At 65.6% G+C, this 24,245-nt stretch carries 20 protein-coding genes, 2 tRNA genes and 1 pseudogene; 6 read left to right on the top strand and 17 right to left on the bottom strand.

Annotated features, from left to right (window positions below; all coding sequences use genetic code 11):
• Positions 1-21: 21 nt before the first annotated feature.
• From AC4ELH_RS23190 to AC4ELH_RS23175, 4 genes are all read right to left on the bottom strand, one after another.
• Positions 22-633, bottom strand: a complete 612-nt coding sequence (locus AC4ELH_RS23190; RefSeq protein WP_064882522.1) for a DUF937 domain-containing protein — start codon at positions 631-633, stop codon at positions 22-24.
• A gap of 115 nt (positions 634-748) precedes the next feature.
• Positions 749-1,999: a saccharopine dehydrogenase family protein gene (locus tag AC4ELH_RS23185; protein ID WP_498886942.1), complete on the bottom strand. Its 1,251-nt coding sequence runs from the start codon at positions 1,997-1,999 to the stop codon at positions 749-751.
• A 10-nt stretch (positions 2,000-2,009) separates the two neighbouring features.
• Positions 2,010-3,977 (bottom strand): S9 family peptidase, encoded by a 1,968-nt coding sequence (locus AC4ELH_RS23180; RefSeq protein WP_498886940.1) that lies wholly within the window; start codon positions 3,975-3,977, stop codon positions 2,010-2,012.
• 72 nt (positions 3,978-4,049) lie between these two features.
• Positions 4,050-4,661 carry a hypothetical protein gene (locus AC4ELH_RS23175; protein ID WP_498886938.1) on the bottom strand — a complete coding sequence of 204 codons (612 nt, stop codon included), beginning with the start codon at positions 4,659-4,661 and terminating at the stop codon, positions 4,050-4,052.
• Between the two features lie 135 nt (positions 4,662-4,796).
• Here AC4ELH_RS23175 and AC4ELH_RS23170 point away from each other — a divergent pair, with 135 nt between their 5' ends.
• The gene (locus AC4ELH_RS23170) at positions 4,797-5,945 is read left to right on the top strand and encodes an FAD-dependent oxidoreductase (protein ID WP_498886936.1); all 1,149 of its coding nucleotides are present in this window, start codon (positions 4,797-4,799) and stop codon (positions 5,943-5,945) included.
• 2 nt (positions 5,946-5,947) lie between these two features.
• Here the strand turns inward: AC4ELH_RS23170 and AC4ELH_RS23165 are convergent, their stop codons facing one another.
• From AC4ELH_RS23165 to AC4ELH_RS23140, 6 genes and pseudogenes are all read right to left on the bottom strand, one after another.
• Positions 5,948-6,430: a transglycosylase family protein gene (locus AC4ELH_RS23165; RefSeq protein ID WP_498886935.1), complete on the bottom strand. Its 483-nt coding sequence runs from the start codon at positions 6,428-6,430 to the stop codon at positions 5,948-5,950.
• A gap of 232 nt (positions 6,431-6,662) precedes the next feature.
• Positions 6,663-6,896, bottom strand: a pseudogene (locus AC4ELH_RS23160) (transglycosylase family protein); the annotation flags it as partial.
• A 1,139-nt stretch (positions 6,897-8,035) separates the two neighbouring features.
• On the bottom strand, positions 8,036-8,605 hold the full coding sequence (gene mobA / locus AC4ELH_RS23155) for a molybdenum cofactor guanylyltransferase (RefSeq protein ID WP_498887058.1): 570 nt from the start codon (positions 8,603-8,605) through the stop codon (positions 8,036-8,038).
• A 37-nt stretch (positions 8,606-8,642) separates the two neighbouring features.
• Positions 8,643-9,722, bottom strand: coding sequence for a 2-oxoacid:ferredoxin oxidoreductase subunit beta (locus AC4ELH_RS23150; RefSeq protein WP_055115600.1), 1,080 nt, complete (start codon positions 9,720-9,722; stop codon positions 8,643-8,645).
• On the bottom strand, positions 9,719-11,671 hold the full coding sequence (locus AC4ELH_RS23145) for a 2-oxoacid:acceptor oxidoreductase subunit alpha (RefSeq protein ID WP_064957411.1): 1,953 nt from the start codon (positions 11,669-11,671) through the stop codon (positions 9,719-9,721). Before AC4ELH_RS23145 ends, AC4ELH_RS23150 begins: the two co-directional genes overlap by 4 nt.
• A 340-nt stretch (positions 11,672-12,011) precedes the next feature.
• Positions 12,012-12,827: a PfkB family carbohydrate kinase gene (locus tag AC4ELH_RS23140; protein ID WP_498887056.1), complete on the bottom strand. Its 816-nt coding sequence runs from the start codon at positions 12,825-12,827 to the stop codon at positions 12,012-12,014.
• Between the two features lie 256 nt (positions 12,828-13,083).
• Here AC4ELH_RS23140 and AC4ELH_RS23135 point away from each other — a divergent pair, with 256 nt between their 5' ends.
• Entirely contained in the window at positions 13,084-13,269 is a 186-nt protein-coding gene (locus AC4ELH_RS23135; protein WP_082941903.1) for a hypothetical protein, read from the top strand.
• A gap of 29 nt (positions 13,270-13,298) precedes the next feature.
• On the opposite strand, the gene AC4ELH_RS23130 is transcribed toward AC4ELH_RS23135, so the two are convergent.
• Entirely contained in the window at positions 13,299-14,252 is a 954-nt protein-coding gene (locus tag AC4ELH_RS23130; RefSeq protein ID WP_064957413.1) for a LysR family transcriptional regulator, read from the bottom strand.
• Positions 14,253-14,368: 116 nt separating this feature from the next.
• On the opposite strand from AC4ELH_RS23130, the gene AC4ELH_RS23125 reads away from it, so the two are divergent.
• On the top strand, positions 14,369-16,660 hold the full coding sequence (locus AC4ELH_RS23125) for an FdhF/YdeP family oxidoreductase (protein ID WP_498886931.1): 2,292 nt from the start codon (positions 14,369-14,371) through the stop codon (positions 16,658-16,660).
• Positions 16,660-17,484, top strand: coding sequence for a formate dehydrogenase accessory sulfurtransferase FdhD (gene fdhD / locus AC4ELH_RS23120; RefSeq protein ID WP_498886929.1), 825 nt, complete (start codon positions 16,660-16,662; stop codon positions 17,482-17,484). Before AC4ELH_RS23125 ends, fdhD begins: the two co-directional genes overlap by 1 nt.
• A gap of 50 nt (positions 17,485-17,534) precedes the next feature.
• On the opposite strand, the gene clpX is transcribed toward fdhD, so the two are convergent.
• The 5 genes from clpX to AC4ELH_RS23095 form a co-directional block, all read right to left on the bottom strand.
• The gene (clpX, locus tag AC4ELH_RS23115; protein WP_055115613.1) at positions 17,535-18,815 is read right to left on the bottom strand and encodes an ATP-dependent Clp protease ATP-binding subunit ClpX; all 1,281 of its coding nucleotides are present in this window, start codon (positions 18,813-18,815) and stop codon (positions 17,535-17,537) included.
• Between the two features lie 418 nt (positions 18,816-19,233).
• A complete protein-coding gene (clpP2, locus tag AC4ELH_RS23110) occupies positions 19,234-19,866 on the bottom strand; it encodes an ATP-dependent CLP protease proteolytic subunit ClpP2 (RefSeq protein WP_174554207.1) in 633 nt (210 codons plus the stop codon).
• 20 nt (positions 19,867-19,886) lie between these two features.
• On the bottom strand, positions 19,887-20,489 hold the full coding sequence (locus AC4ELH_RS23105; RefSeq protein WP_019345228.1) for an ATP-dependent Clp protease proteolytic subunit: 603 nt from the start codon (positions 20,487-20,489) through the stop codon (positions 19,887-19,889).
• 106 nt (positions 20,490-20,595) lie between these two features.
• Positions 20,596-21,984 (bottom strand): trigger factor, encoded by a 1,389-nt coding sequence (gene tig / locus AC4ELH_RS23100; protein ID WP_498886927.1) that lies wholly within the window; start codon positions 21,982-21,984, stop codon positions 20,596-20,598.
• A gap of 41 nt (positions 21,985-22,025) precedes the next feature.
• Positions 22,026-22,099, bottom strand: a tRNA-Pro gene (locus tag AC4ELH_RS23095).
• A 126-nt stretch (positions 22,100-22,225) separates the two neighbouring features.
• Here AC4ELH_RS23095 and AC4ELH_RS23090 point away from each other — a divergent pair.
• Together AC4ELH_RS23090 and AC4ELH_RS23085 are read left to right on the top strand one after the other, a co-directional pair.
• Positions 22,226-22,299: transfer RNA gene (locus AC4ELH_RS23090), tRNA-Gly, on the top strand.
• A gap of 156 nt (positions 22,300-22,455) precedes the next feature.
• Positions 22,456-23,187, top strand: a complete 732-nt coding sequence (locus tag AC4ELH_RS23085; protein ID WP_498886925.1) for a hypothetical protein — start codon at positions 22,456-22,458, stop codon at positions 23,185-23,187.
• Between the two features lie 20 nt (positions 23,188-23,207).
• On the opposite strand, the gene AC4ELH_RS23080 is transcribed toward AC4ELH_RS23085, so the two are convergent.
• Positions 23,208-24,035: a hypothetical protein gene (locus AC4ELH_RS23080; RefSeq protein ID WP_498886923.1), complete on the bottom strand. Its 828-nt coding sequence runs from the start codon at positions 24,033-24,035 to the stop codon at positions 23,208-23,210.
• Positions 24,036-24,245: the final 210 nt, after the last annotated feature.

Here is a 24,245-nt window from a genome sequence, read left to right as displayed (position 1 = left end):
CTCGAGCTGGTGCGGGTGGGCCTACTTCTTGCCGCCGAGCAGGCCGCCGAGGATCTCGCCGATGGCGTTGTTCTGGCCGCCACCGCCGCCCAGAACACTGCCCAGGATGCTGCCGAGCGGGTTGTTGTTGCCGCCGCCGGTCGCGCCACCGAGGATGCTGCCGAGGATGTCCCCGAGCCCGCCGCCGGAAGCCTGCGGCTGGGGCGCGGACTGCGCGGGCGCGTTCTGCTGCGAGAACTGCTTGCCGATGTAGGCCAGCACGATGGGCGCCAGGATCGGCAGCAGCTTCTTGATCAGATCACCGCCGCCGGCGCCGGTACCCGCGAGCGCCGAGGCGACCTGGTTGCTGTCGTTGCCGCCGAAGATCTTCGACACGATCTGGTTGCCCTCGTTGGCGTCGACTTGATCGACGCTCACTCCGCCGTCGAGCAGGCCACTGGCACCCTGCGCCGTGACCGCAGACTCGAGGTCGCTCGAATCGATGTTGTCAGCCTGCACGTTCTCGGCCACACCACCGACGAGCGCGGGCACCAGCGTCTTGATGGCGGCGTTCACCTCGCCTTCATCTGCGCCGAGCTTGCTTGCGATATCCGCCACGGGGATCTGCGCGAACAGATCGTCGAGACCGGCCATTTTTCTATCCCACCTTCGTTGCTGGCGTACTGGAAGTCCTCGCAACCGACACTAGTCGAATCTGATCTTGCCCCACAGGTGTTCGACGCAGGCCGATCCGTTGTGTTGTGACGGCTCAGCCCAGCTTGGTGGTCTCCAGCGACACTCCGGCCGCTGGTAGCCGGGTCAGCAGCACATCCCCCATCGCTGCCACCGGTGTCAGCACACCCCGGCGTTCCGACAGTGCGTCCCGGTCGGTAGCCAGGGCCAGTCCGCATTCGCCGAGCAGCACCGCCGTCGACTTGTATCCGGGATCGCCTTGCTGGGTCATGCTCGTCATGTACCGGGCACCCGACGTCGTCGTCGTATACGTCTCGACGCGGTAGTGACCCTGCTCGCGCGCCCGCTCGCTCGGGCCGGTTCCCGGCTTCGGTGTGAGCCGCGCGACCAGTCCGCTGGGCAGCCGGTTGAAATAGCGGCCTCCCACACCGAGGGTGAAGGCATTGGCTCCGGTGACCGCGGCGGCGGCCACCGGCGCGGCGAGCGAACGCCCAAGGCTCATCTGCTCGGCGTACTCGAACCGGCGCCCGTAGGCATAGTCCAGCAATGCGTTGCTACGCCGCACGATTCGCGTGTTCGGTGCCGCCATGGCAAAAGCGCCCGTCCAATAGCCGGCGAGCTCGGGAGCAATCTCACCGCCGCGGCGCCACCGCACGTCGGGCTGAGCTCCGAGTTCGGGCTCCGCACCGCGGTCGGGGCTCAGCGTGTACGGATCGTTCATCAGCGCCCTGGCCTCCGGATCCGACGACAGTGTGTCGAGCAGTTCCAGCATCGAGGCCACAGTGCCGCCCGACACGCCGCCGGCGAAACTGCGCACCACCAGGTTCGTGTCGCCGAGATCGCCCGCACCGTCCGCCGATGCCCGCTGATACAGCGCGTACACCGTGAGATCCGATGGCACCGAATCGAATCCGCACGAATGGACGATCCGCGCACCGGTGTCGACGGCCTGCTTGTGGTGCAGGTCGATGCTGTCTCGGATGAATGTCGTCTCACCGGTCAGGTCGGCGTAGTCGGTGCCGGCCGCCGCGCACGCCGCGACCAACGGCATGCCGTAGCGCGCGTAGGGACCCACCGTCGTCACCACCACCTGGGTGCGCGCGGCCATCGCATCGAGCGAGGCCTGTGAGGTGGCGTCGGCAGTGACCAACGGCCACGATTGCGCGCCCGGCCCCAGACCGTCACGGACCGCGCGCAACCGTTCCTCGGAACGGCCGGCCAAGGCGATCCGGGCCGATCCCCCGGCCCGGGCCAGGTACTCGGCGGTCAGTTTTCCGGCGAACCCTGTGGCGCCGTACAGCACCAGATCAAACTCACGCTGCGTCACGCTCCCGACGCTACCCGAGCAGTTCGGGCAACTGCACCGGTTGACCGCGTAGGTGATCACCGAGGAATGCGGTCACCACCTGGTACCAGATCTTGGCGTGCTGGGGCGACAGCACCCAGTGGTTCTCACTCGGGTAGTACAGGAACCGGTGGGGGCTTTCGCCATTCTCGTCGGCGGGCAACCCCGACTGGGTGAGCAACTCGTACCACAGCCGCAACGCCTCGCCGATCGGCACGCGATAGTCCTTGTCGCCGTGGATGACCAGCATCGGGGTGGTGATGTCGCCGACGAACCGGTGCGGTGAATTGCGCTGGGCCATCTCGGGTGTCATCTCACGAGCCCACCAGTAGGCGCCGTCGGTGGTGGGCCCGAACTGGTCCAGCGCCCACAGGCTGGCATGCGTGACGATCGCGTCGAACCGATCGGTGTGGCCGGCGATCCAGTTGGCCATATAGCCGCCGAACGATCCCCCCATCGCCGCCGTGCGCGTGGCGTCGACGCGCGGGTGTGCGCACGCGGCATCCGTCGCGGCCATCAGGTCCGTGTACGGGTCGGCACCCCAGGCGCCCCACCCGCGTGCGATGAAGTCCTGTCCGTAGCCGGTGGACAGCCCCGGATCGGGCATCAGCACGGCGTATCCCAGGGCGGTGAGCAGCCACGGGTTCCACCGCCAGTGCCAGCTGCTCCAGCTGCCCAACGGTCCGCCGTGGATCCACAACACCAGCGGGGCCGGTTGGTCGCCTGCGGGCAGTGTGAGCCAGGAGCGGATCGGCGTGCCGTCGGCGGCGGTCGCGGTCACCTCGGTCAGAGTGCCGGGCAGTTCGGGTGCGTCGAGGCACGGGATTTCGGTGACGGTGCCGTCCGGATCGATGCGGACCGGATGTGCCGGCACGGCATAGGAGCTGCGCAACGCATAGATCACGCCGCCGAGCGCGGGACGAACATCGGAGTAGGTGAAATCGTCGTGGGTCAACCGGGTGACCGCACCGGAGATGGGGTCGACGGAGAAGATCGGGCCACGGCCGCCGTCGTCGGCCGTCACGATGAGCGACGACGAGTCCGGTGTCCAGGCCACCGAGGACGGCCAGCGGTCCCAGTCGCCGGTCAACTCCACCGGATGTTCACCGAACCGCATGCAACACAACGTGATCCGCGGTGGCGTGGTGGGAGTGGAATGGGTTTCCCTGGTGAAGGCCACCGCGCTGCCATCCGGCGCGATCGCGGGGCGTTCCAGGTCGGCACCGGGTTCCTCGGCGATGGTGGTGCGTTCTCCGGTGACCCGGTCGATGCGCACCAGGGCCACGCGCAGGGCGGTGCCAGGGCCCGGCGTCTGCCACGACGTCACCACGAATCCGCCGTCGGCACTCAGGTCGAATGTAGTCTCACGCAACGCCGCGCCCGGCTCGGAGGTCAGATCCCGTGGCCCCTCGGCATCGAGAAGGTGCGGTTGGTCCGGACCCAGATCATGGTCCCAGTGCCGGACGGGGTAGCCGGTGTGCAGGATCGCTGAGACCTTGGTGTCCTTGCGCGCCTCGCGCTTTGCCTTGTCGTCGTCGACTCCGGCCGACGACGGCAGCAGCGGCGCGGTCACCACGGTGGAGTCGGCGGCCCGGGCACTCAACGCGCCGACGACACCGCCGGGCACCGTCAGCACCTCGATTGCCTCACCGCCGGCCGCGGGCAGGCGCCACAGGGCTGCGGGCGGCTTGTCGTCATCCTCACCCGCGCGCACTGCGAGGAACAGTAGGTCTCCGTCGGCGGTGAACACCGGCGTGGACTCCCCCTTTGCCCCGTGGGTCAACCGACGCGCCGGTTGAGTTCCGCTCGGGTCCAATTCCCATATAGCGCTGAGGAATTCGGTTTTCTTCTCGTTGAGGGTACTGACCGTCGTGACCAGCCGCGAGCCGTCAGGCGACACCGCCAGACCTGATACCCGGGGAAGCGCGAAGTAGTCGTCGAGATCGTCGAACGCCGTCATGCTCCCCACCGTAATGGTGCGGCCCGCACCGGAGTCCGGTACGGGCCGCAGGGCAAGGTTGTTTCCGGTGGGTCAGACCACTTCGGTGATCTTGCCGGTGACGTCGGCTCGCACCTGCTTGCTGCTGCGCTCGCCCTGGACGTTGATGAACATGACCACGTTCTCGTCGAACGGGATGTTGCGCTTGATACTCACCGTCTGGACCTTGCCGTCGGCAATCCCGCTCGCCGCCACGGCGCCGTCGATCGCCGCGGCGATCGCACTGCTCGGCACGTCGGAGGTGACGAACAGATTCTGCTGCAACGCCTCGGTGTCGTCGTCGTAGTCGATGGGACGCGACGGCGCGACCGCGCCGGACGTGTAACTCCACTCATTGAGCTCGGTCGGGGCCTTGGGATCGACTGCCTCGACCTTGATGACGCCCGGCGTGATCACGACATCGACCACCTGCATCGGGTTCGCGCCGACCTTTTCGCCGATCGCCGCCAAGGCGTTGTCGATACCCTCGGCGGTGAACAGATTGCCCGAGACCGCTTCGGTGATCTTCTCGGTGCCCGACGAGACAACCTTCTCGGCTGCGCCGGCGGCCGCATCCCGGAGCTCGGTCGCCTTCGAGCAACCGCTCAATGCGGATGCGGCAATCAGGGTGGCGCCAAGCGCGATACCGAAGCGGGTGAGTTTCATCGGGTCCTCTCACTGTGTTCTGGCCCGGCACTTCGGGCGCGAAAACCTGTACAAATACTGTGCAGACGCTGGAAGGCTACCGATCCCGACTCCGGCCACGGCGAGCCACCTCATACCACCCGTTAGATTCGACCGATGGCACAGTCCGTCCTGGTCGTCGGTGCCGGTATCACCGGCCTGGCCACCGCCGTCGCATTGCAGCAGCAGGGATTCGACGTATCAGTGGCAGAGGCCCGCCGGGACGTCACCCCCGGCGCGGGAATCAGCCTGTGGCCCAACGCGCTGGCCGCACTCGATGAGATCGGTCTCGGCGATCAGGTGCGCGGCGCAGGGGGCCGAGTGACCACGGGAGCGCTGCGGCGGGCGGGCGGCGCCTGGTTGCGCCGCCCGCACGCGCAGCGGTTCACCCGGGCGCTGGGCGAACCGCTGGTGGTGATCAGGCGCGCCACCCTGACCGAAATTCTCACAGGCGCACTCGCGCCTGGCACGGTCCAGTACGGGCTCACCGCCGACAAAGTGGAGATCGGCGCCTCGAACGTGCGGGTCACCTTCACCGACGGCACGGTGCGCGAGGCGGCCGGCCTGGTCGGCGCCGACGGCGTCGACTCGGTGGTGGCCCGCCATCTGAACGGACCGCTGCCCCGCCGCTACACCGGCTACACCGCGTGGCGCGCCGTGGCCGCCTGCCCACTGGATCCCGATCTGTCGGGCGAGACTCTGGGTGCCGGCTCACAGGTCGGACACGTGCCGCTCGGCGACGACCACACATATTGGTTCGCCACCCAGCGCGCGCCGCGCGGCCAGACCACAGCCGATGGCGAGCTGGCCCACCTGAAGCGACACTTCGCGGCGTGGTCGGAGCCAATTCCGACCCTGCTGGCCGCGACCGATCCGAATGATGTGCTCCGGAACGACCTCTACGACCGTGCCCCCGCGCGCATCTGGTCCCGCGGCCGCGCGGTGATCGCCGGGGATGCGGCCCATCCAATGCGGCCACATCTGGGCCAGGGCGGCTGCCAGGGGCTGGAGGATGCGGCCACCCTCGCCGGCCTCGCTGCCGGCGAGGCCGATCTGGGCAGCGCGTTCTCCCGGTTCGCGACGATGCGGCGTAGGCGGGTGATGACGATCGTGCGGGAGGCCGAGCTGGTCGGGCGGTTGGTGAACTTGCGCCCGCCGCTGCTCAGCGCCGCGGCCACCCGGGCGTCGGTACTGGTGCCGGAATTCGTGTTGACCCGGCATCTGGCCTCGATCGCCGGCCGCACGGCGTTCACCCCGGTGCGTTGAGCTCAGTGCGGCACTCCGAACGCCCCGAGCGGGTCGAGAAAGGTGGTGCAGAACCGGCGTAGGTCGAAAATGCCCAGCACTGCGCCGGGACGCACGGTCTGGCAGCCGGTCGGCGCGGTGGGTGCGGTGGGCGTCGCCCAACCGACGGGCGCTCCGCCACGGGGCCCGCACTTGGGCCAGGCGCCGATCCCTTGGGTGGCCAGGACGTTCTCGGCGACCCGGATCTGCTCCTCCCGGGAGGCTGAGGCAGGTGAACCGGTGCCGCCGTGCGCGGCCCAGGTGGTGGGTTTGAACTGCAATCCGCCGTAGGCGCCGTTACCTGTGTCGATGGACCACTTGCCGCCCGACTCACATTCGGCGATGGCGTCCCAGTTCACCGTGTCCGCATCGGCGGTCGCAGTGCCTGCGAACAGAGGCATCAGCATGGCGCCCGCCAACGCTGCCGTAATCCAGAAAGTCCTGGTCAACGCACTTCGTATGGTCATCTCACGGCCCTTCCCCGACCTTTGACACCAGGACCGCTGCAGATGCTGATCACGTTCGTGCAACTGTGCGGTCACCAATGGGTTCGTGTGACCAAGGTCACGCGTTACAGGGGTGGCTCAAGTTTTTTCAGAGGTTGTCGATACTGGAGTAACCGGAGGGCTTTCTGATGAAACAGAAGCGGTGCCGGGCTACTGCCCGGCACCGCTCCTTATCAAGTTGTCGTAGCGCGTACTAGCCGCGCTTGCCGCACACCGGCCACGCACCGATGCCCTGGCTGCGCAGCACGTTCTCGGCCACCCGGATCTGCTCCGAGCGCGAAGCCTGGTGCGGCGAACCGGAACCACCGTTGGCGCGCCAGGTGCCCATGTTGAACTGCAGGCCGCCGTAGTAGCCGTTACCGGTGTTGATCGCCCAGTTGCCACCCGACTCGCAGGCGGCGACGGCGTCCCAGTTGACGCTGTCCGCATTGGCGGTACCGGCACCCAGTGCCATGGGAGCGACAGCGAGCGCTCCGGCGATGATGCCCAGCCCAAACGTCTTGCGGATGTTCTTCACTTCATTCCTCTCGCCAAGCGCGCACCATCAACACCCGCGCCAGGCGGGTGCGGCAGCCTGAATCCAGGCCGGAAGGGTTGGTTCGCGCCGTCTCGGTCAGGCACGAAAGGGAGGGCCACAGTGCCCGGCCCGGGATCAGACCCAGGCCCCCGCGTCGGGCGTAATCGCCACCGCGGCCCCACTCACACGCAGGTTCTTGGTGTTGAAATTATTTGCTCCGTGTCGGAGACGCTTTGGACCGTACAAAGGTCTCGAAGAGAAGTCATCTCGATGTAGACACGATCGCGGAATTATCACGGACAGATAACGAGACGCTGAACGAATCGTTTGTGCAGGTCAGCGAGGGATGGCCGCCGTTACCGTTTCGTGATTGAAGCCAACGAAAGGTGAGGCAGATCACGCATTTTTTGTGAACTGGCCCACTTGATTCGGGTGCGACACCGCGAGCAAACAACGCCTGAGACAACAAATGCGCTGGTAGATGCCATCGACGAGTGTCACTCAGTGCCGGACCAACCGATTCTGTTCGCTGCGCAGACACAACTCTCGCGGTCCGGTCGGTGATCCGATCACGTTGGTACACAAGGGATATCGCGCCGGAAAGTCAGCGCGGCCGGACTGAACCACAACGCGACCGGCGCCCACCCAGCAGGTAACTGACTGGTCAAAACTCTTGAACTACAGCCACTTTCGTCGGTATCAGCACAATCGTCAGTCCGTCCGGCCAACTACGCGGAACGACCCAGGGACGCCCAGCTCCGACAAACAGAGCGGTCAGGGGCGTTTTGGCACAAACTTAGACAGACTGAACACAGTCCGGAGCGAATAACTGGATAAGTTCCCGCGCCAAGTAGAAAGATGAGTTCCATTGAACACCAGTAACTTTGACGCAGGCTCGACGTTCGCCCGATGATGACGTTTCCTGAATTGATCCAGCTTCCGAGCGCTCGAATACGGTGAAATTACCGGACAATTATCTCGAATCGGTAAATTACGTCGAGTTACGGCGCGAATTCACAATTTGCTGAGCCGTAACCGACCCATTAGTTTCAGGCTCCGGCCAGATCGGCCGCGGTGTTGACGTTGGTGAGTGCTCGCTGCGGGGGCATCACGATCCGCTGCGTGTCGACGGACTCAGCCAGCGCCCGCATGCTGCGCCGGCCGTCGCGCACCAGGGCGGCGATCTGCGAGGTGAGCGCGCTGCGGTAAACCCCCGCCAGGTAGTGGGCCCTGCCGTCCCAGGGCAGCACGATGTCGGCGGGCACCCGCTCGGCGGAGGCCGCCAGGACGTCGATCAGGTCGGACGTCAGATACGGCATGTCCACCGCGCAGACGAACGCGCGGTCCAAACCGGCCTCGGCGACGGCCCGCAACCCGCGACCCGTCGCCACCAGCGGCCCGACGCCGCGCACCTCGTCACGCAACACCTCGGCGCTCAATTCGGGCAGCGGCTGACCGGGCGCGGCGATGACAAACACCGGTGAGCACCGTTTACTCACGGCGGCGACCACGTGCTCGACCATCGTCGAGCCGTCGAACGGCACCGTCGCCTTGTCGCGCCCCATACGGCGCGAAGCCCCGCCCGCCAGAACTACCGCGGCGAGCGGGGCTGTGCTCAGTTCGTTTCGGTCGACGAGGTCAGTGCGATCAGCGCGTTCAGTCCACGGTCCAGGTGTCTTTGCCACGCAGCAAGGATTGCAGAGCTGCGGTGTCATGGGGCTTGGATTCGATGGCCGTGTTGACCTGCTGACGCGCGGCGTCGTCGTAGGTGGGTCGGCTGACCTTCCGGAAGATGCCCATCACCATGTGATCGAGGTTCTGCTCACTCAAGCGCGACAGCGCGAAAGCGTAGGCGGGATCGTCGATCTCGGCGTTGTGGACCACGATGTCCTCGGCTGCGACCTCGGCCGTCTTGGCGACCTCCAGGCCGTACCCGGACTTGACCACGCAGTACTCGCCATCGGTACCGAACTTGATCGGCTCACCGTGGCTGACGTTGATCAGCCGCTCCTCGGCGCCTTCCTTGCGCAGCGCGTCGAAGGATCCGTCGTTGAAGATCGGGCAGTCCTGCATGATCTCCACCAGCGCGGCACCACGGTGCTCGGCCGCGCCACGCAGCACCTCGGACAGGCCCTTGCGGTCGGAGTCAAGGGCGCGGCCGACGAACGTGGCCTCGGCGCCGAGTGCCAGCGACACCGGGTTGAACGGGTAGTCCAGGGAGCCCATCGGAGTGGACTTGGTGACCTTGCCGACCTCGGAGGTCGGCGAGTACTGGCCCTTGGTCAGGCCGTAGATCCGGTTGTTGAACAGCAGGATCGTGATGTTGATGTTGCGACGCAACGCGTGGATCAGATGGTTACCACCGATCGACAGCGAGTCACCGTCGCCGGTGACGACCCACACCGACAGGTCCGGGCGAGCCAGCGCCAGGCCGGTCGCGATGGTCGGGGCGCGCCCGTGGATCGAGTGGAAGCCGTAGGTCTCCAGGTAATACGGGAATCGGCTGGAGCAGCCGATGCCACTGATGAACGCGATGTTCTCGCGCTTGAGGCCCAACTCCGGCAGGAAGTTGCGGATGGTGTTGAGGATGACGTAGTCACCGCACCCGGGGCACCAGCGGACCTCCTGGTCACTGGTGAAGTCCTTGCCCTTCTGCGGCTGGTCGGTGGTGGGCACCAGGGCATTCTTGGTCAGAGCATCTGTCAGCCCCAGGTCTGCGCCGATCAGGTCAGTCATGCGTTCGCTCCCACAGCATTCGACTCAGTTGGTTCCTCGATGGTGGCTGCCGCCAGCCTCGCGAACTTGGCCTTGTCCGCTTCCTTCTCACCGAGCGTGCCGTCCAGCGCCGCATCGATGATGCCCTCGACCTCGTCGGCGAGGAAGGCCATGCCCTCCACCTTGGTCACCGACTGGACGTCGACCAGGTACTTGCCGCGCAGCAGTAGCGCCAGCTGACCGAGGTTCATCTCCGGCACCACCACCTTCGGGTAGCGGCGCAGCACCTCCCCGAGGTTGGCCGGGAAGGGATTGAGGTGGCGCAGATGGGCCTGGGCCACCTTGATGCCCTTGCGCCGGGCACGCCGGCACGCCTCGCCGACGGGGCCGTAGCTGCTCCCCCAGCCCAGCATCAGCAGTTCTGCGTCGCCGGTGGGGTCGTCGACCTCCAGATCGGGCACCGTGATGCCGGCGATCTTCTCCTGGCGCAACCGCACCATGAGGTCGTGGTTCTTGGGCTCGTAGGAGATGTTGCCCGAACCGTTGGCGGCCTCAAGGCCACCGATCCGGTGCTCCAGACCCGGGGTACCGGGCACCGCGAACTGGCGGGCCAGGGTCTCGGGGTCGCGGGCGTAGGGCGCGAACGGCTCGCCGGACTTGGCGAAGTTGTGCTCGATCGCCGGGTAGGTGCTGATGTCCGGGATCTGCCAGGGCTCAGAGCCGTTGGCGATCGCACCGTCGGACAGGATGATGACCGGGGTGTGGTAGTCGATCGCGATCCGCGAGGCCTCCACGGCGATGTCGAAGCAGTCCGACGGCGACTTCGGCGCCAGGACCGCGACCGGCGACTCGCCGTTGCGGCCGAACAGCGCCTGCAGCAGGTCAGCCTGCTCGGTCTTGGTCGGCAGTCCCGTCGACGGGCCACCGCGCTGCACGTCCACGATGAGCAACGGCAGTTCGGTCATCACGGCCAGGCCGATCGCCTCGGACTTGAGCGAGACGCCCGGGCCCGAGGTGCTGGTGACACCCAATGCGCCGCCGTAGGAGGCGCCGATGGCGGCGCCGATACCGGCGATCTCGTCCTCCGCTTGGAAGGTCAAGACGTTGAAGTTCTTGTGCTTGGACAGCTCATGGAGGATGTCCGACGCCGGGGTGATCGGGTAGGTGCCCAGCACCACCTGGATCTGGGCCAGGTGTCCGGCGGCCACGATGCCGTAGGCCAGCGCGGTGTTGCCCGAGATCTGGCGGTATTCACCGGACTTGAGCTTCGCCGGCGACACCTCGTAGGTGGTGGCGAACGCTTCGGTGGTCTCGCCGTAGTTCCAGCCGGCCTTCAGCGCCAGGACGTTGGCCTCGGCCACGTCGGGCTTGCGGGAGAACTTCTCGCGGATGAACCCCTCGCTGTGCTCGAGCTCGCGACCGTACATCCACGACAGCAGACCGAGGGCGAACATGTTCTTGGCGCGCTGGCCGTCCTTCTTGGTGGCGCCGATCGCCTCGACCGCACCCAGGGTCAGCGTCGTCATCGCGACGGACGTCACCACGTAGTCCGACAACGTGTCATCCTCTAGCGGATTGCTGTCGTACCCGACCTTGGCGAGGTTGCGCTTGGTGAATTCATCGGAGTTGGCGATGATCAGGCCGCCGCGGGGCAGATCCGAGACGTTGGCCTTGAGCGCGGCGGGGTTCATCGCCACGAGCACGTCCGGGCGGTCACCGGCGGTGAGGATGTCGTAGTCGGCGATCTGGATCTGGAACGACGACACACCGGGCAGGGTGCCCTGTGGCGCGCGGATCTCGGCCGGGTAATTCGGCTGGGTCGCCAAGTCGTTGCCGAACAGTGCAGCTTCAGAAGTGAAGCGGTCACCGGTCAGCTGCATACCGTCGCCGGAATCGCCGGCGAAGCGGATGACGACCTTCTCGAGCTTCTGCCGCGGCGCGGCGCCATTGCCGTTGCCGTTCTCACCCACGGCTACCGCCTTTCACACTGCTTTGACCACGTCTTTCCGGGCCGCTGTCTCGTAACCTGCCGCCGGATCGAACGTCCACCGAATTTTGATGTCACTACCAGTACCGATTATTGCACTGCTCTTAGGCTGCGCTTCACCCCGTCGCGCCCCGACACGCGGGCGAGATCCCAACGAAGATGCTGTTCACTGACGTGAACAAGCCCCATTTGAGACAAAACTGTGGTTTTCGTCACGTTTAGGAGAATGTCATTCTCTAAGGAAAAGGCTACTGGCCGGTAGCTCTCCGCTAGCACCGGCAAGCACGAACTTGACACCTGTCGAGTCTAACCCCTGCGGACACCTACCCACGATCGGCGTGCACCCGCTTGTCCAACTCCCCGGCCACGAGCGCGCTCGCCGCCTCCGCGGCACGACCCGGGTCGTGCCCCACCGCGCGGTGCGCGACATAACAGGCGGTGAACATGTCCCCCGCCCCCGTGGTCTGGACGTCCAGCACCCGCCAGGCTGCCGGCACCCTTTGCACCGCACCGTCCATATAGATGTCACACCCCTCGGAGCCGTAGGTCACCAGGATCTCCGCGACACCGAGTCGTTGTGCGGCCGACTCGTCGAACACCCCGTCGGCAACGATCACCGCCTCGTCCTCGGCGAGTTTGAGGATGTCGACGTTCACGAGCAGGTCTGCGGCAAAGTGACGATCCTCGACCAGCGGCCCCAATCGGTCGGCCCGCACCAGACCCTGCCCGTCATAGGCGATGCGATGGCCGCGTGCCGCCAGGGCAGCGAGCGTCTCGGCTGGGAAATCGGTGCGCAGCAAGGGAGCCAGGTGCACCCACGTCGTCGCCGGATCCGCCAGGTCGATGTCCGCGGCTGTCCACACCGGTCCGATCGACTGCACGCCCATGCGCCGGTGGTCGGTGTCGTCGTAGTCGAGGCTGAACGAACTCGTCTCCGCGGAAGGCAGGATCTGCACCAGCGACCCGAACCGCGCGCGAAGCCCGTCGAACAGGACGTGGTCACGTTCCGCGCCCATCGCGATGATCCGGCCGGGTCCGCCCGCGGCCTGCAGGGCCACTCCGGCGAACGAGGCACATCCTCCGGGGCTGGGCGGCGCCCCGTTGATGATGTCGATCGCGAGGTTGCCGAGCACGGTCACCCCGGGGGCTAGCTCTCGTGGCATGGATGAAGTCTCCCGGTCAGAGCAGTCGCCCCGCTCTTCGGGCCCGCCCGATCCCTGACCCGAGATCGAAATGTGACCCAGGTCTCACCCACTGAAATGGAATGCCCCGCGGCGGATACGCATTGGAGAACACATAGGCAACCGATGTGACGATGAAGGGTATTGCGAGATGCGCGTGGATTCGAGAACCAAACTTCTCCTCTGTACCGCCGGATTTGCAGCAGTAGCAGCCATGGCCGTAGTCGGCCTCGAAACGGCCCAGATCGACACCGCACCCGAAATGTCCGTGCCCGCAGCCGAACCGACCATGCACTTCGGCGAGACCGTCACCCAATCCGTGGCGCCATCCGCACCCGACACACCTGCCGCCACGCCGCCGGTCAAGGCTCAACCGGCCCCCACCGCCGAGCCCGGCTGAGCCGGTAGGGGCACCCGCGTAACCGCCGTCTACCCAGGCCCGGCGCTTGTCTGCCCCGTCTCGTCCCACCAGCGGTCGATGCGGGCACCGAGATCGAGAACGGCAGCGACCTCGACGAGCGCGGCAGCCACGATCGACGCGGGCGCACGGTCGAGCACCACGAGTCCGATCGCTGGGCGCGGACCGTGCTGCACCATCGGCCGCGCCGCAAAACCCGGCGGCACTCCCAACTGCGGCAACCATGCGGTGGAGGCGATGGTCGCGCGCGGCGAGTTCGTCAGGTGCGCATACAGCGCATCGACCGAATCCGCCTCCACCACAGGCCGATACCGCACCCCCTCGGCGGCCATGTTGGCATCGAGGATGCGGCGGTTGCGCATCGTGGTGGTCAGTACGCAGAGCTGCAGACCAGCCGCGTCCGCCCACGCGATCTCCGGCCGACTCATCAACGCATGATCGGCCGGCGCCACCAGGACATAGCGCTCCCGGTACATCTCCACCGACCGCGTACCGGGCGGGGCTTCGTCGTCGAGATAGGTCAGGCCGGCGTCGATCTCGAAATCGGCCAGCCGCCGGGCGATCTCGCGGGATGACAGGGCCTCGATGCGCACCGACGCCGCCGGGTTGCGGCGCAGAAACTCCGTGGTGATGAACGGACCCGTCGGCACCGCCGTCGGTATCGCACCGATCCGGGCCGTGACGGTCAACCGTCCGCGCATCCGGTCGATGTCGGCGAGCATGTCATCGCGTTCCGCGACGATCCGCTGGGCCCACGTCACGACCCGCTGCCCCTCTTCGGTGAACCCTTCGAACCGCTGCCCCCGCTGCACGATGACGATGCCCAGCTCGCGCTCGAGTCGCTGGATCGCCACCGACAGCGTCGGTTGACTCACGTGGCACCGGGCGGCCGCCCGGCCGAAGTGCCGCTCGGTCGCGAGCGCCAGCAGGTAGTCGAGCTGCTGTAGCAGCACATCGCTCGCCATGACTCCCCGCCTTCGTCGCAGTTCGATAGAAAGCATCTATCACTGCATGTGAAATATCGAATATGGACGGCCGCCAAGCGGCGGGTCCAGTGCTTTTCGGGGACTAGATTGGGTTCATGACCAGCGCCAGAGACATCGATGCCGACTATGACGAGCACAACGTCATCAGCACCGGCGCCAAAGACGAGGCCGCCGGCGTCAAGGCAGTCCTGGTCAGCATGCAACGCGGGTTCGAGCAGATGGGCCCGCTGCGCACGGCCGCCGCGTTGACCAAGCTCAATCAGCGCCACGGGTTCGACTGCCCTGGCTGTGCATGGCCCGAGGAGCACGGTGGCCGCAAGCTGGCCGAGTTCTGCGAGAACGGCGCGAAGGCAGTCGCCGAGGAAGCCACCAAGCGTGTGGTGACGCCGGAGTTCTTCGCCCGGCACACCATCGCCGAACTCGAGACCAAACCCGAGTACTGGCTGTCCCAGCAGGGCCGCCTGGCCCAGCCGATGGTCCTCGCACCCGGCGAGTCGCACTACCGGCCCATCGAGTGGGACGACGCCTACCGGTTGATCGCCGAACACCTCAATGCGCTGGCCTCTCCGGACGAGGCGCTGTTCTACACGTCCGGGCGCACCAGTAACGAAGCGGCGTTCCTCTATCAGCTGATGGTCCGCAGCTTCGGCACCAACAACCTGCCGGACTGCTCGAACATGTGTCACGAATCCTCGGGCACCGCACTGACCGAGTCGATCGGCATCGGCAAGGGCTCGGTCACGGTCGAGGACGTCACCGAGGCCGACCTGATCCTGATCGCCGGGCAGAATCCCGGCACCAACCACCCCCGCATGCTGTCGGTGTTGGAGAAGGCAAAAGCCAACGGCGCCAAGATCGTTGCGATCAATCCTCTGCCCGAGGCCGGTCTGATCCGGTTCAAGGACCCGCAGAAGGTGCACGGTGTGGTCGGGCACGGAATCCCGATCGCCGACGAGTTCGTCCAGATCCGCCTCGGTGGGGACATGGCCCTGTTCGCCGGACTGGGCAGGCTGCTGCTGGAAGCCGAGGAGGCCGCCCCGGGCACGGTGTTGGACCGGGACTTCATCGAGGCGCATTGCGCAGGCTTCGACGACTATGCCCGCCAGACCCGCGCGGTCGACCTCGCCACCGTGACCGAAGCCAGCGGTATCGACGAGACGCAACTGCGCCGCGTCGCCGACATGCTGATCGGCTCCCAGCGCACGGTGATCTGCTGGGCGATGGGCCTGACCCAGCACCGCCACGCCGTCGCCACCATCGGCGAGGCCACCAACCTGCTGTTCATGCGGGGCATGATCGGCAAACCAGGTGCCGGAGTGTGCCCGGTGCGAGGGCACTCCAACGTGCAGGGCGACCGCACCATGGGTATCTGGGAGAAGATGCCCGAGAAGTTTCTGGTCGCGCTCGACAACAGGTTCGGCATCGCCAGTCCCCGCAAGCACGGTTATGACACCGTCGATGCGATCCGCGCGATGCGCGACGGCCGCGCCAAGGTGTTCATCGGGATGGGTGGCAACTTCGTCTCGGCCACGCCCGACACCGAAGTCACCGAGGCCGGCCTCCGCAGTTGCGCTCTGACCGTTCAGATTTCGACAAAGCTGAACCGCAGTCACCTGGTCCACGGTCGCACCGCGCTCATCCTGCCCACGCTGGGCCGCACCGACAAGGACTTCCAGGCCGGCGGCAAACAGATGGTGTCCGTCGAGGATTCGATGTCGATGGTGCACCTGTCCCGCGGCAGCCTGACCCCGCCGGGCGAGCACTTGCGCAGCGAGGTCGCGATCGTCTGTCAGCTGGCTCGCGAACTGCTGGGTCCGGAGCATCCGGTGCCGTGGGAGCAGTTCAACGGCGACTACGACCGCATCCGTGACGCCATCGCCGATGTGGTGCCCGGCTGCGCAGACTACAACCGCAAGGTCCGTCAGCCCGACGGATTCCAGTTGCCCCACCCGCCCCGCGACTCCCGCGAATTCCGCACCACCACAGGTAAAGCCAACTTCTCGGTGCAGCCTCTGGAATGGGTGAGGGTACCGAAGGGCCGCCTGGTCCTGCAGACGCTGCGCAGTCACGACCAGTACAACACCACCATCTACGGCCTGGACGACCGTTACCGCGGAGTGAAGGGCGGCCGCCGGGTGGTGTTCGTCAACCCCGCCGACCTCCAGACCATGGGCTTGGCCGCCGGCGACCGGGTCGATCTCGTCTCGGAATTCGACGGGCAGGAGCGTCGCGCGAAGGACTTCCTGATCGTCGAGTACTCCACCCCGCAGGGCAACGCCGCCGCCTACTACCCGGAGACCAATCCACTGGTCCCCCTTGATCACACGGCCGAGAAATCGAACACGCCGGTGTCGAAGGCCGTCGTCATCCGGTTGGAGAAGGTCTAGTGGGACGGGTGACCGCCCGGCGCCGCGCCCACCACGTCACCGGCGCGACTGCCGAAGCCCGCCCGGAAACGCTTGTGGTCGAGGAACCGCTGGAGATCCGCGTCGACGGCACTCCCATCACCGTGACGATGCGGACGCCCGGGGCCGATGTCGAATTGGCCCAAGGGTTTCTGCTGACCGAGGGGTTGATCCGACAGCGCGAGGATCTGGTGTCGGTGCGCTACTGCCGGGGAGCCGATGAGGACGGGGTCAACACCTACAACGTGTTGGACGCGACCCTGGCCCCGGATGTGCCCAAGCCCGAGGTCGACGTGACCCGCAACTTCTACACCACCTCGTCATGCGGGGTGTGCGGCAAGGCCTCGCTGGAGGCCGTGCGGCTGAGCAGTAGGCACTGCCCCGGTGATGACCCGTCCACAGTCCCTGCTCCGGCGCTCTCGGCGATGCCGGCGAAACTGCGCGAGGCCCAGAAGGTGTTCGCCAGCACCGGCGGCCTGCACGCGGCGGCGCTGTTCACCGTCGACGGCACCATGCTCGTCGTCCGTGAGGACATCGGCAGACACAACGCCGTCGACAAGGTCGTCGGTTGGGCACTGGAGCACAACCGCGTTCCGTCAAGCGGCACAGTGCTTCTGGTGAGCGGCCGCGCCTCGTTCGAGCTCACCCAGAAGGCGGTGATGGCGGGCATCCCGATCCTGGCCGCCGTCTCGGCGCCGTCCTCGCTCGCTGTCGATCTGGCCAGCCAATCGGGTCTGACCCTGGTGGCTTTCCTGCGGGGCGATTCGATGAACGTCTACACCCGCCCCGATCGCGTCACCCGCTGACCTGCCGAATGCAAAAAGCCCCGCCGTAGCGGGGCTTTTGCTCGTGCAGGTCAGGCGGTCTTGTCGCGCCGCTCCGAACGCGAGGGCTTACGCGGCACGATGGTCGGCAGCACGTTGTCCTGCACGGTCTCCTTCGTGACGACCACCTTGGCGACGTCGTCGCGGCTCGGGATGTCGTACATCACCGGCAGCAGGACTTCCTCCATGATGGCGCGCAGGCCGCGGGCACCGGTGCCGCGGTGGATGGCCTGATCGGCGATGGCCTCCAACGCCTCGTCGGTGAACTCCAGCTCCACACCGTCCATCTCGAACAAGCGGACGTACTGCTTGACCAGCGCGTTCTTGGGCTCCGAGAGGATCTTGACCAGGGATTCCTTGTCCAGGTTGGTCACCGAGGCGACGACCGGCAGACGGCCGATGAACTCGGGGATCAGACCGAACTTGATCAGGTCCTCCGGCATGACCTCGGCGAAGTGGTCCTGGGTGTCGATCTCGGCCTTGGACCGCACCTCGGCACCGAAGCCCAGGCCGCGCTTGCCGACGCGGTCGGACACGATCTTCTCCAGGCCGGCGAACGCCCCCGCAACGATGAACAGCACGTTGGTGGTGTCGATCTGGATGAATTCCTGGTGCGGATGCTTGCGCCCACCCTGCGGCGGAACCGAGGCCTGGGTGCCCTCCAGGATCTTCAGCAGGGCCTGCTGCACGCCTTCCCCGGAGACATCGCGGGTGATCGACGGGTTCTCGCTCTTACGGGCGATCTTGTCGACCTCGTCGATGTAGATGATGCCGGTCTCGGCGCGCTTGACGTCGTAGTCGGCGGCCTGAATCAGCTTGAGCAGAATGTTCTCGACGTCCTCGCCCACATATCCGGCTTCGGTCAGCGCGGTGGCGTCGGCGATGGCGAACGGCACGTTGAGCATCTTGGCCAGGGTCTGGGCAAGGTAGGTCTTACCGCAGCCGGTGGGGCCCAGCATCAGGATGTTGGACTTGGTCAGCTCGACGGGCTCGGAGCGGGAATCGCGGGACTTCTCCTGCGCCTGGATCCGCTTGTAGTGGTTGTAGACGGCCACGGCCAGCGTGCGCTTCGCCGTGTCCTGACCGATGACGTAGCCCTCGAGGAAATCCCGGATCTCAGCCGGTTTGGGCAGCTCGTCGAGCTTGACGTCGTCAGCGTCGGCGAGTTCCTCCTCGATGATCTCGTTGCACAGGTCTATGCACTCGTCGCAGATGTACACGCCAGGACCAGCAATGAGCTTTTTGACTTGCTTTTGGCTCTTGCCGCAGAACGAGCACTTCAGCAGGTCACCGCCGTCTCCGATGCGCGCCATATGGGGAGGTCCTACTTCCTGTTCGCAGGTCGGTCGTTACGCCACTTGCTCGGTTACCTCGGGCGTTAACCCGACGCTACCCGTTCGTTCTGTCACGGTGCGACCGATAAGGCCGAATCGCTCCAGTGGTATTTGTTCGTGTGCAGGAGAACATATCTCTCCCGGCGGCTCGTCACCCGTCGGCGCGCTGACCGTGTCCCTGGCGTGTCGTCGGGGAACGCTGACGAATAGCCGCGCGCCGCGGCCCTGGCCCGGCATTTATCGTGGTCGACGATACCGCGCGCCTCTCGGGCACCGGGGTAACCACAGGTCAGCACAGTTCCCACCGCCGCCCTGACGACGCACGCCCCGCACCGGAGTGACCGGGCAGGGCGTGTGTCATCGGGCTGGAAGTTGCCACCGAAAGTGCGGGTGGCGCTTAGGCCTGCGCGGACAGCTTGCGGTACTCCAGGACCGTGTCGATGATCCCGTATTCCTTGGCATCGGCCGCGGTGAGGATCTTGTCTCGGTCGGTGTCCTTGCGGATGACCTCGGGGTCCTTGCCGGTGTGGCGGGCCAGCGTGGTCTCCATGAGGGTGCGCATCCGCTCGATCTCGGCGGCCTGGATCTCCAGGTCCGAGAACTGACCCTGGATCACTCCGGACAGCGAAGGCTGGTGGATCAGCACCCGGGCGTTGGGCAGGGCCAGACGCTTACCCGGGGTACCGGCGGCCAGCAGCACCGCGGCGGCCGAGGCGGCCTGACCGAGGCACACCGTCTGGATGTCGGCGCGCACGTACTGCATGGTGTCGTAGATCGCCATCAGCGACGTGAACGAGCCACCGGGCGAGTTGATGTACATGGTGATGTCACGGTCGGGATCCAGCGACTCCAGCACTAGCAGCTGGGCCATGATGTCGTTGGCCGACGCGTCGTCCACCTGCACGCCGAGGAAGATGATGCGCTCCTCGAACAGCTTGTTGTACGGGTTCGATTCCTTGACGCCGAAGCTGCTGTGCTCGATGAACGACGGCAGGATGTAGCGAGCCTGGGGCTGCACGCGGGGGTCCAATGACGGATGAATGCGATCGGTCACTTGTCCAGTCCTGCCGTCGGGCCCGAACCATTGAGGTTGGCGCTGGTGATGATGTGGTCGACGAAGCCGTACTCCAGAGCCTCTTGCGCGGTGAACCAGCGGTCGCGGTCGGAGTCGGCCTCGATCTGCTCGACCGACTTGCCGGTGAACTCCGCGTTGAGCCGGAACATTTCCTTCTTGATGACGTGGAACTGCTCGGCCTGGATGGCGATGTCCGCGGCACTACCGGTGACGCCACCGAGCGGCTGGTGCATCAGGACCCGGGCGTGCGGCAAAGCATGACGCTTGCCCTTGGTGCCCGCGGCGAGCAGGAATTCACCCATCGAGGCGGCCATGCCCATCGCGTAGGTGGCGACATCGCAGGGCGCCAGCACCATCGTGTCGTAGATGGCCATACCGGCGCTGATCGAGCCGCCCGGCGAGTTGATGTAGAGGTGGATGTCCTTGGTCGGATCCTCCGCCGACAGCAACAGGATCTGCGCGCACAGCTTGTTGGCGATGTCGTCATCCACTTGGGAGCCCAGGAAGATGATGCGCTCGGCAAGCAAGCGCTCATAGACGGAGTCGACGAGGCTGAACCCGCTCCCGTTCGAACGCATGTCAGTCACGACTGGATACCTGCTTTCTCTCACGCGTTGGTACTGACGACACTAACGAAACTGGGGCGTGACGCACTCCCGTACGGGGGCGCGTTCGCTCACAGCGTCATTCAGCGGCGTCAGCATCCTTGTCGGCGGCCTCGTCGTCCTGCTCGCCCTCGGCCTCGGCAGCCTCGGCCGGGCCGAAGAACTCGGTGGTGTCGATCACGGTGCCGTCGGTGTCGGTCACGGTGGCGGCGTGCACCACAGCGGCGATGGTCAGGCCGCGACGCACGTCGGCGAACATGGCCGGCAGCTGGTTGTTCTGCTGCAGGATCTGGATCAGCTGCTGGGGCTCGATGCCGTACTGACGCGACATCAGCACCAGACGCTCGGTGAGGTCGTTCTGGCCGACCTGGATGTCGAGTTTGTCGGCGACGGCGTCCATCAAAAGCTGTGTCTTGACGGCCTTTTCGGCGTTCGTCTTGTTCTCGGCGTCGAATTCCTCACGGCTGCTGCCCTGTTCGGTCAGCTGCTCGGCGAACTTGTCCTCGTCGTGGTCGAGACCGTGGATCGCGTTGTGCAGCGCGTCGTCGATCTGGGCCTGAACGATCTTCTCCGGCAACGGAACCTCGGTCTGCTCCAGCAGTGCCTCGATCGCCTTGTCGCGGATCTGCTCGGCCTGCTGCACGCTCTTGACCCGCTTGACCTGGTCGGTGAGGCTCTCCTTGAGCTCGCCGATGGTGTCGAATTCGCTTGCCAGCTGGGCGAAGTCGTCGTCGGCCTCGGGCAGCTCACGCTCCTTGACCGACTTCACGGTCACCGTCACGTCGGCGTCCTGGCCGGCGTACTCACCGGCGGCCAGCTTGGTGGTGAAGACCTTGGACTCGCCGACCTTCAGACCGGTGATCGCATCGTCGAGGCCCTCGATCAGCTGACCGGAACCGACCTCGTGCGACAGGCCCTCGGTGGCGGCCTCGGGCACCTCGGTGCCGTCGACGGTCGCCGACAGGTCGATCGAGACGAAGTCGCCTTCCTGCGCACCGCGCTCGACGCCGGTCAGCGTGCCGAAACGGGCCCGCAGCGACTGCAGCTCGGCGTCGACCTCGTCGTCCTCGACCTTGATCGGGTCGACGGTGATCTTGAGTGCGTCGAACTCGGGCAGGGTGATCTCGGGACGCACGTCGACCTCGGCGGTGAACGCCAGTTCCTGGCCGTCCTCCAGCTTGGTCACCTCGATCTCGGGCTGACCCAGCGGCTTGACGTCGGAGGCCGTGACGGCCTCGCTGTAGCGACTCGGCAGCGCGTCGTTGACGACCTGCTCCAGCACCGCGCCGCGGCCGACACGGGCCTCCAGCAACTTGCGCGGAGCCTTGCCCGGACGGAATCCGGGCAGGCGGACCTGCTGGGCCAGCGCCTTGAACGCGCGATCGAAATCGGGCTCAAGCTCGGTGAAGGGCACCTCCACATTGATGCGCACCCGGGTGGGGCTCAACTGCTCGACCGTGCTCTTCACTGTTCCTGCTCCTAAATAGTTCTTTCGTACTGGCGGGTGAGTCGGGGTGACAGGATTTGAACCTGCGGCCTTCCGCTCCCAAAGCGGATGCGCTACCAAGCTGCGCTACACCCCGTGGTGGTGGTCCACCCGCCGCGGCAAAACCCACGAACGGACCACGCGAGATACTACGTGCTCACGGCACAGAGCATTCAATTGGCTTTGATCGGGGGCACCCCGGTACAGTGCTGATGCTGCACATGCGGGCGTAGCTCAATGGTAGAGCCCTAGTCTTCCAAACTAGCTACGCGGGTTCGATTCCCGTCGCCCGCTCCACGCTTTACCAGCACGAAGGCCGTCGAACAGGGTTTCGACGGCCTTTCTTGTATCGCGCCTGTACCGCGCATGACAGCCATTCCGACGTGGCGTGCGTGTCTGTCGCAGCGCAGTGCAATACTCCACGCGGGCTACGAGTCGGAGGGTTCTGCGGGGATGTTGGAGTGGCTAAAGGATGGCCTGACCATCGCCGATTCGGGCTTCGCCGTGCTGGGCGGCCTGATCGTTGCTGCGGGGTACAGCATTAAGCCTCTCCGACGACGGTGGCAACGTAGACCCTCGCAGCTCCAGAAACAGCAGGCCGAAAAACTCGACCAGCTTGGCCTTGGTCGGCCGCTAGAAACGATTGAAGCTGTGCTTGGGTCACCCCACCTGCTAAACCGCTGGGGGACGCCAGGCGATGAGAGCGAAGAACGGATCTACCGGCTACCAGGCGCGTGGGTGGCCCTACAGGCCCCCGGGGGCGCAGTGGCGGCTTACTCAATCACCATCACCGACGAAGAGCTGTTCTACGACACCGGGAAAATCACGCGTGGGATCGTTCCTGTCTGTTTGGGGCGCAGCGTGTTCGCTGATGCACGAGCAGAAGGTGCCTCTGATGCTCTTGAGGTCTACGCGCGCTTCATCACGTTCCATCGGTACTACGACTACGGATCGACTGCGGCTGGCGGGCAATTCATCTGGCTGGGCTTCAACCCGGGTGGCGCCGGAGACTTCGACGGAGCATCCGTCGGGGACTGGCAGCAGTACACGACTTCCAAAGACAGAGCTGTGACCTGTGACCTGTCACGAATCACGGTGAACACAATCGCAATCTGCGGCTGGGATCTGCACGCCAGGATGCTAGACCAGGGGTTTTATGGCCCGCACCCCGACTTCATGCGCTGAAAACTCAGTATGTCCACTCATCATCGCCGCTGAACCACCCAGCCCTCGCGGTGCCACTGCACGATCGTCGCCGCGAGCGTGACGACTGCCCGCGCCTCCTGCTGGGTGGGCGGACGATTCTTCGCGTTGCCTTGGTGTCTGTCGATGTTGGGCCAGATGCCATCGAGCATGCCAACGAGTGGCGCCACAGCATTGTCGTCATCCTTGCCAGGCAAGACAATCTTCCATACGTGGCCTTGGTTACGGAGCTCGCCGATGACGCCACCGAGATTCGCCTTGTCCTTCTTCGGTATGACGAGCGGGATGAACAGCGCCTCCATTGCCTTGATCGCATGATCCCAGGCATCGGATGGGTTGCCGTTGCGGCCAAAAGCGTTTCCCCACGCCTCTTTCAATTCAGCCGTGGCTTCATCAGTGACTGGAGTGGCGGAGTCGAACGTCGCTTGGGCTTCGGCACTCACGACCGAAGTCAGAGAAACGTGGTCATCAGCCACCTTCCATACCGATGCGCCAGCACTCAGGTAGTTATCGAGTTCCTTCCACCGGTTCGAAGCTTCGCCCCAAACATCGAGGGCGTCGTCTACCAAATCCAAGGCGAAGTCTTGGTTGCTGGCAGCCAGGCCAACTAGGCGGTCCATAATCGTCTCGCCGTACGTTCCACCGGTAGTCACCCGCAGCCGTGTCCGAAGTTCGTGCAGTTTTCCATACGCGAAGCCACCAGGACTGCGATAGCCTGCCAGCCCCTGAAACCAGTAGACGACGCTGTTGAAGAGGTGTTCCGGCATGCCTTCGTACGGCCCGTCGGGGTCTGACTTGCCGATGCGTTGCGACAATCTAGGTCGAGTCACGTCACAAGACTATGAACGCACACCGACAAAACGCCGCTTAGCCGTGCAGCGGCACAACGTTTTCCCCCGCAAGTCGGAGCAGATGCCATCGCGTCCAGACCACCCGTTGCCTCGGCATGGTCGTCGGTGTTGAACGGGTGCGCATAGACCGCCAGAGTCGTGGTGACCTTGGCGTGCCCCATGAATCAGGCGATCTCCAGCGGTGGCCGC

The organism is Mycobacterium shunyiense (genome assembly GCF_058270075.1).
Note: the sequence above shows the minus strand (reverse complement) of the source record. Positions and strands in the feature narration are given on the sequence as shown.

Coding starts and splice junctions, on each gene's coding strand:
- AC4ELH_RS23125 (WP_498886931.1), top strand. CDS start 14,369: ATGACCAGCGCCAGAGACATCGATGCCGACTATGACGAGCACAACGTC.
- AC4ELH_RS23150 (WP_055115600.1), bottom strand. CDS start 9,722: ATGACTGACCTGATCGGCGCAGACCTGGGGCTGACAGATGCTCTGACC.
- AC4ELH_RS23135 (WP_082941903.1), top strand. CDS start 13,084: ATGGCCGTAGTCGGCCTCGAAACGGCCCAGATCGACACCGCACCCGAA.
- AC4ELH_RS23175 (WP_498886938.1), bottom strand. CDS start 4,661: ATGAAACTCACCCGCTTCGGTATCGCGCTTGGCGCCACCCTGATTGCC.
- AC4ELH_RS23190 (WP_064882522.1), bottom strand. CDS start 633: ATGGCCGGTCTCGACGATCTGTTCGCGCAGATCCCCGTGGCGGATATC.
- AC4ELH_RS23085 (WP_498886925.1), top strand. CDS start 22,456: ATGTTGGAGTGGCTAAAGGATGGCCTGACCATCGCCGATTCGGGCTTC.
- clpX (WP_055115613.1), bottom strand. CDS start 18,815: ATGGCGCGCATCGGAGACGGCGGTGACCTGCTGAAGTGCTCGTTCTGC.
- AC4ELH_RS23165 (WP_498886935.1), bottom strand. CDS start 6,430: ATGACCATACGAAGTGCGTTGACCAGGACTTTCTGGATTACGGCAGCG.
- AC4ELH_RS23180 (WP_498886940.1), bottom strand. CDS start 3,977: ATGACGGCGTTCGACGATCTCGACGACTACTTCGCGCTTCCCCGGGTA.
- AC4ELH_RS23170 (WP_498886936.1), top strand. CDS start 4,797: ATGGCACAGTCCGTCCTGGTCGTCGGTGCCGGTATCACCGGCCTGGCC.
- AC4ELH_RS23130 (WP_064957413.1), bottom strand. CDS start 14,252: ATGGCGAGCGATGTGCTGCTACAGCAGCTCGACTACCTGCTGGCGCTC.
- AC4ELH_RS23105 (WP_019345228.1), bottom strand. CDS start 20,489: ATGCGTTCGAACGGGAGCGGGTTCAGCCTCGTCGACTCCGTCTATGAG.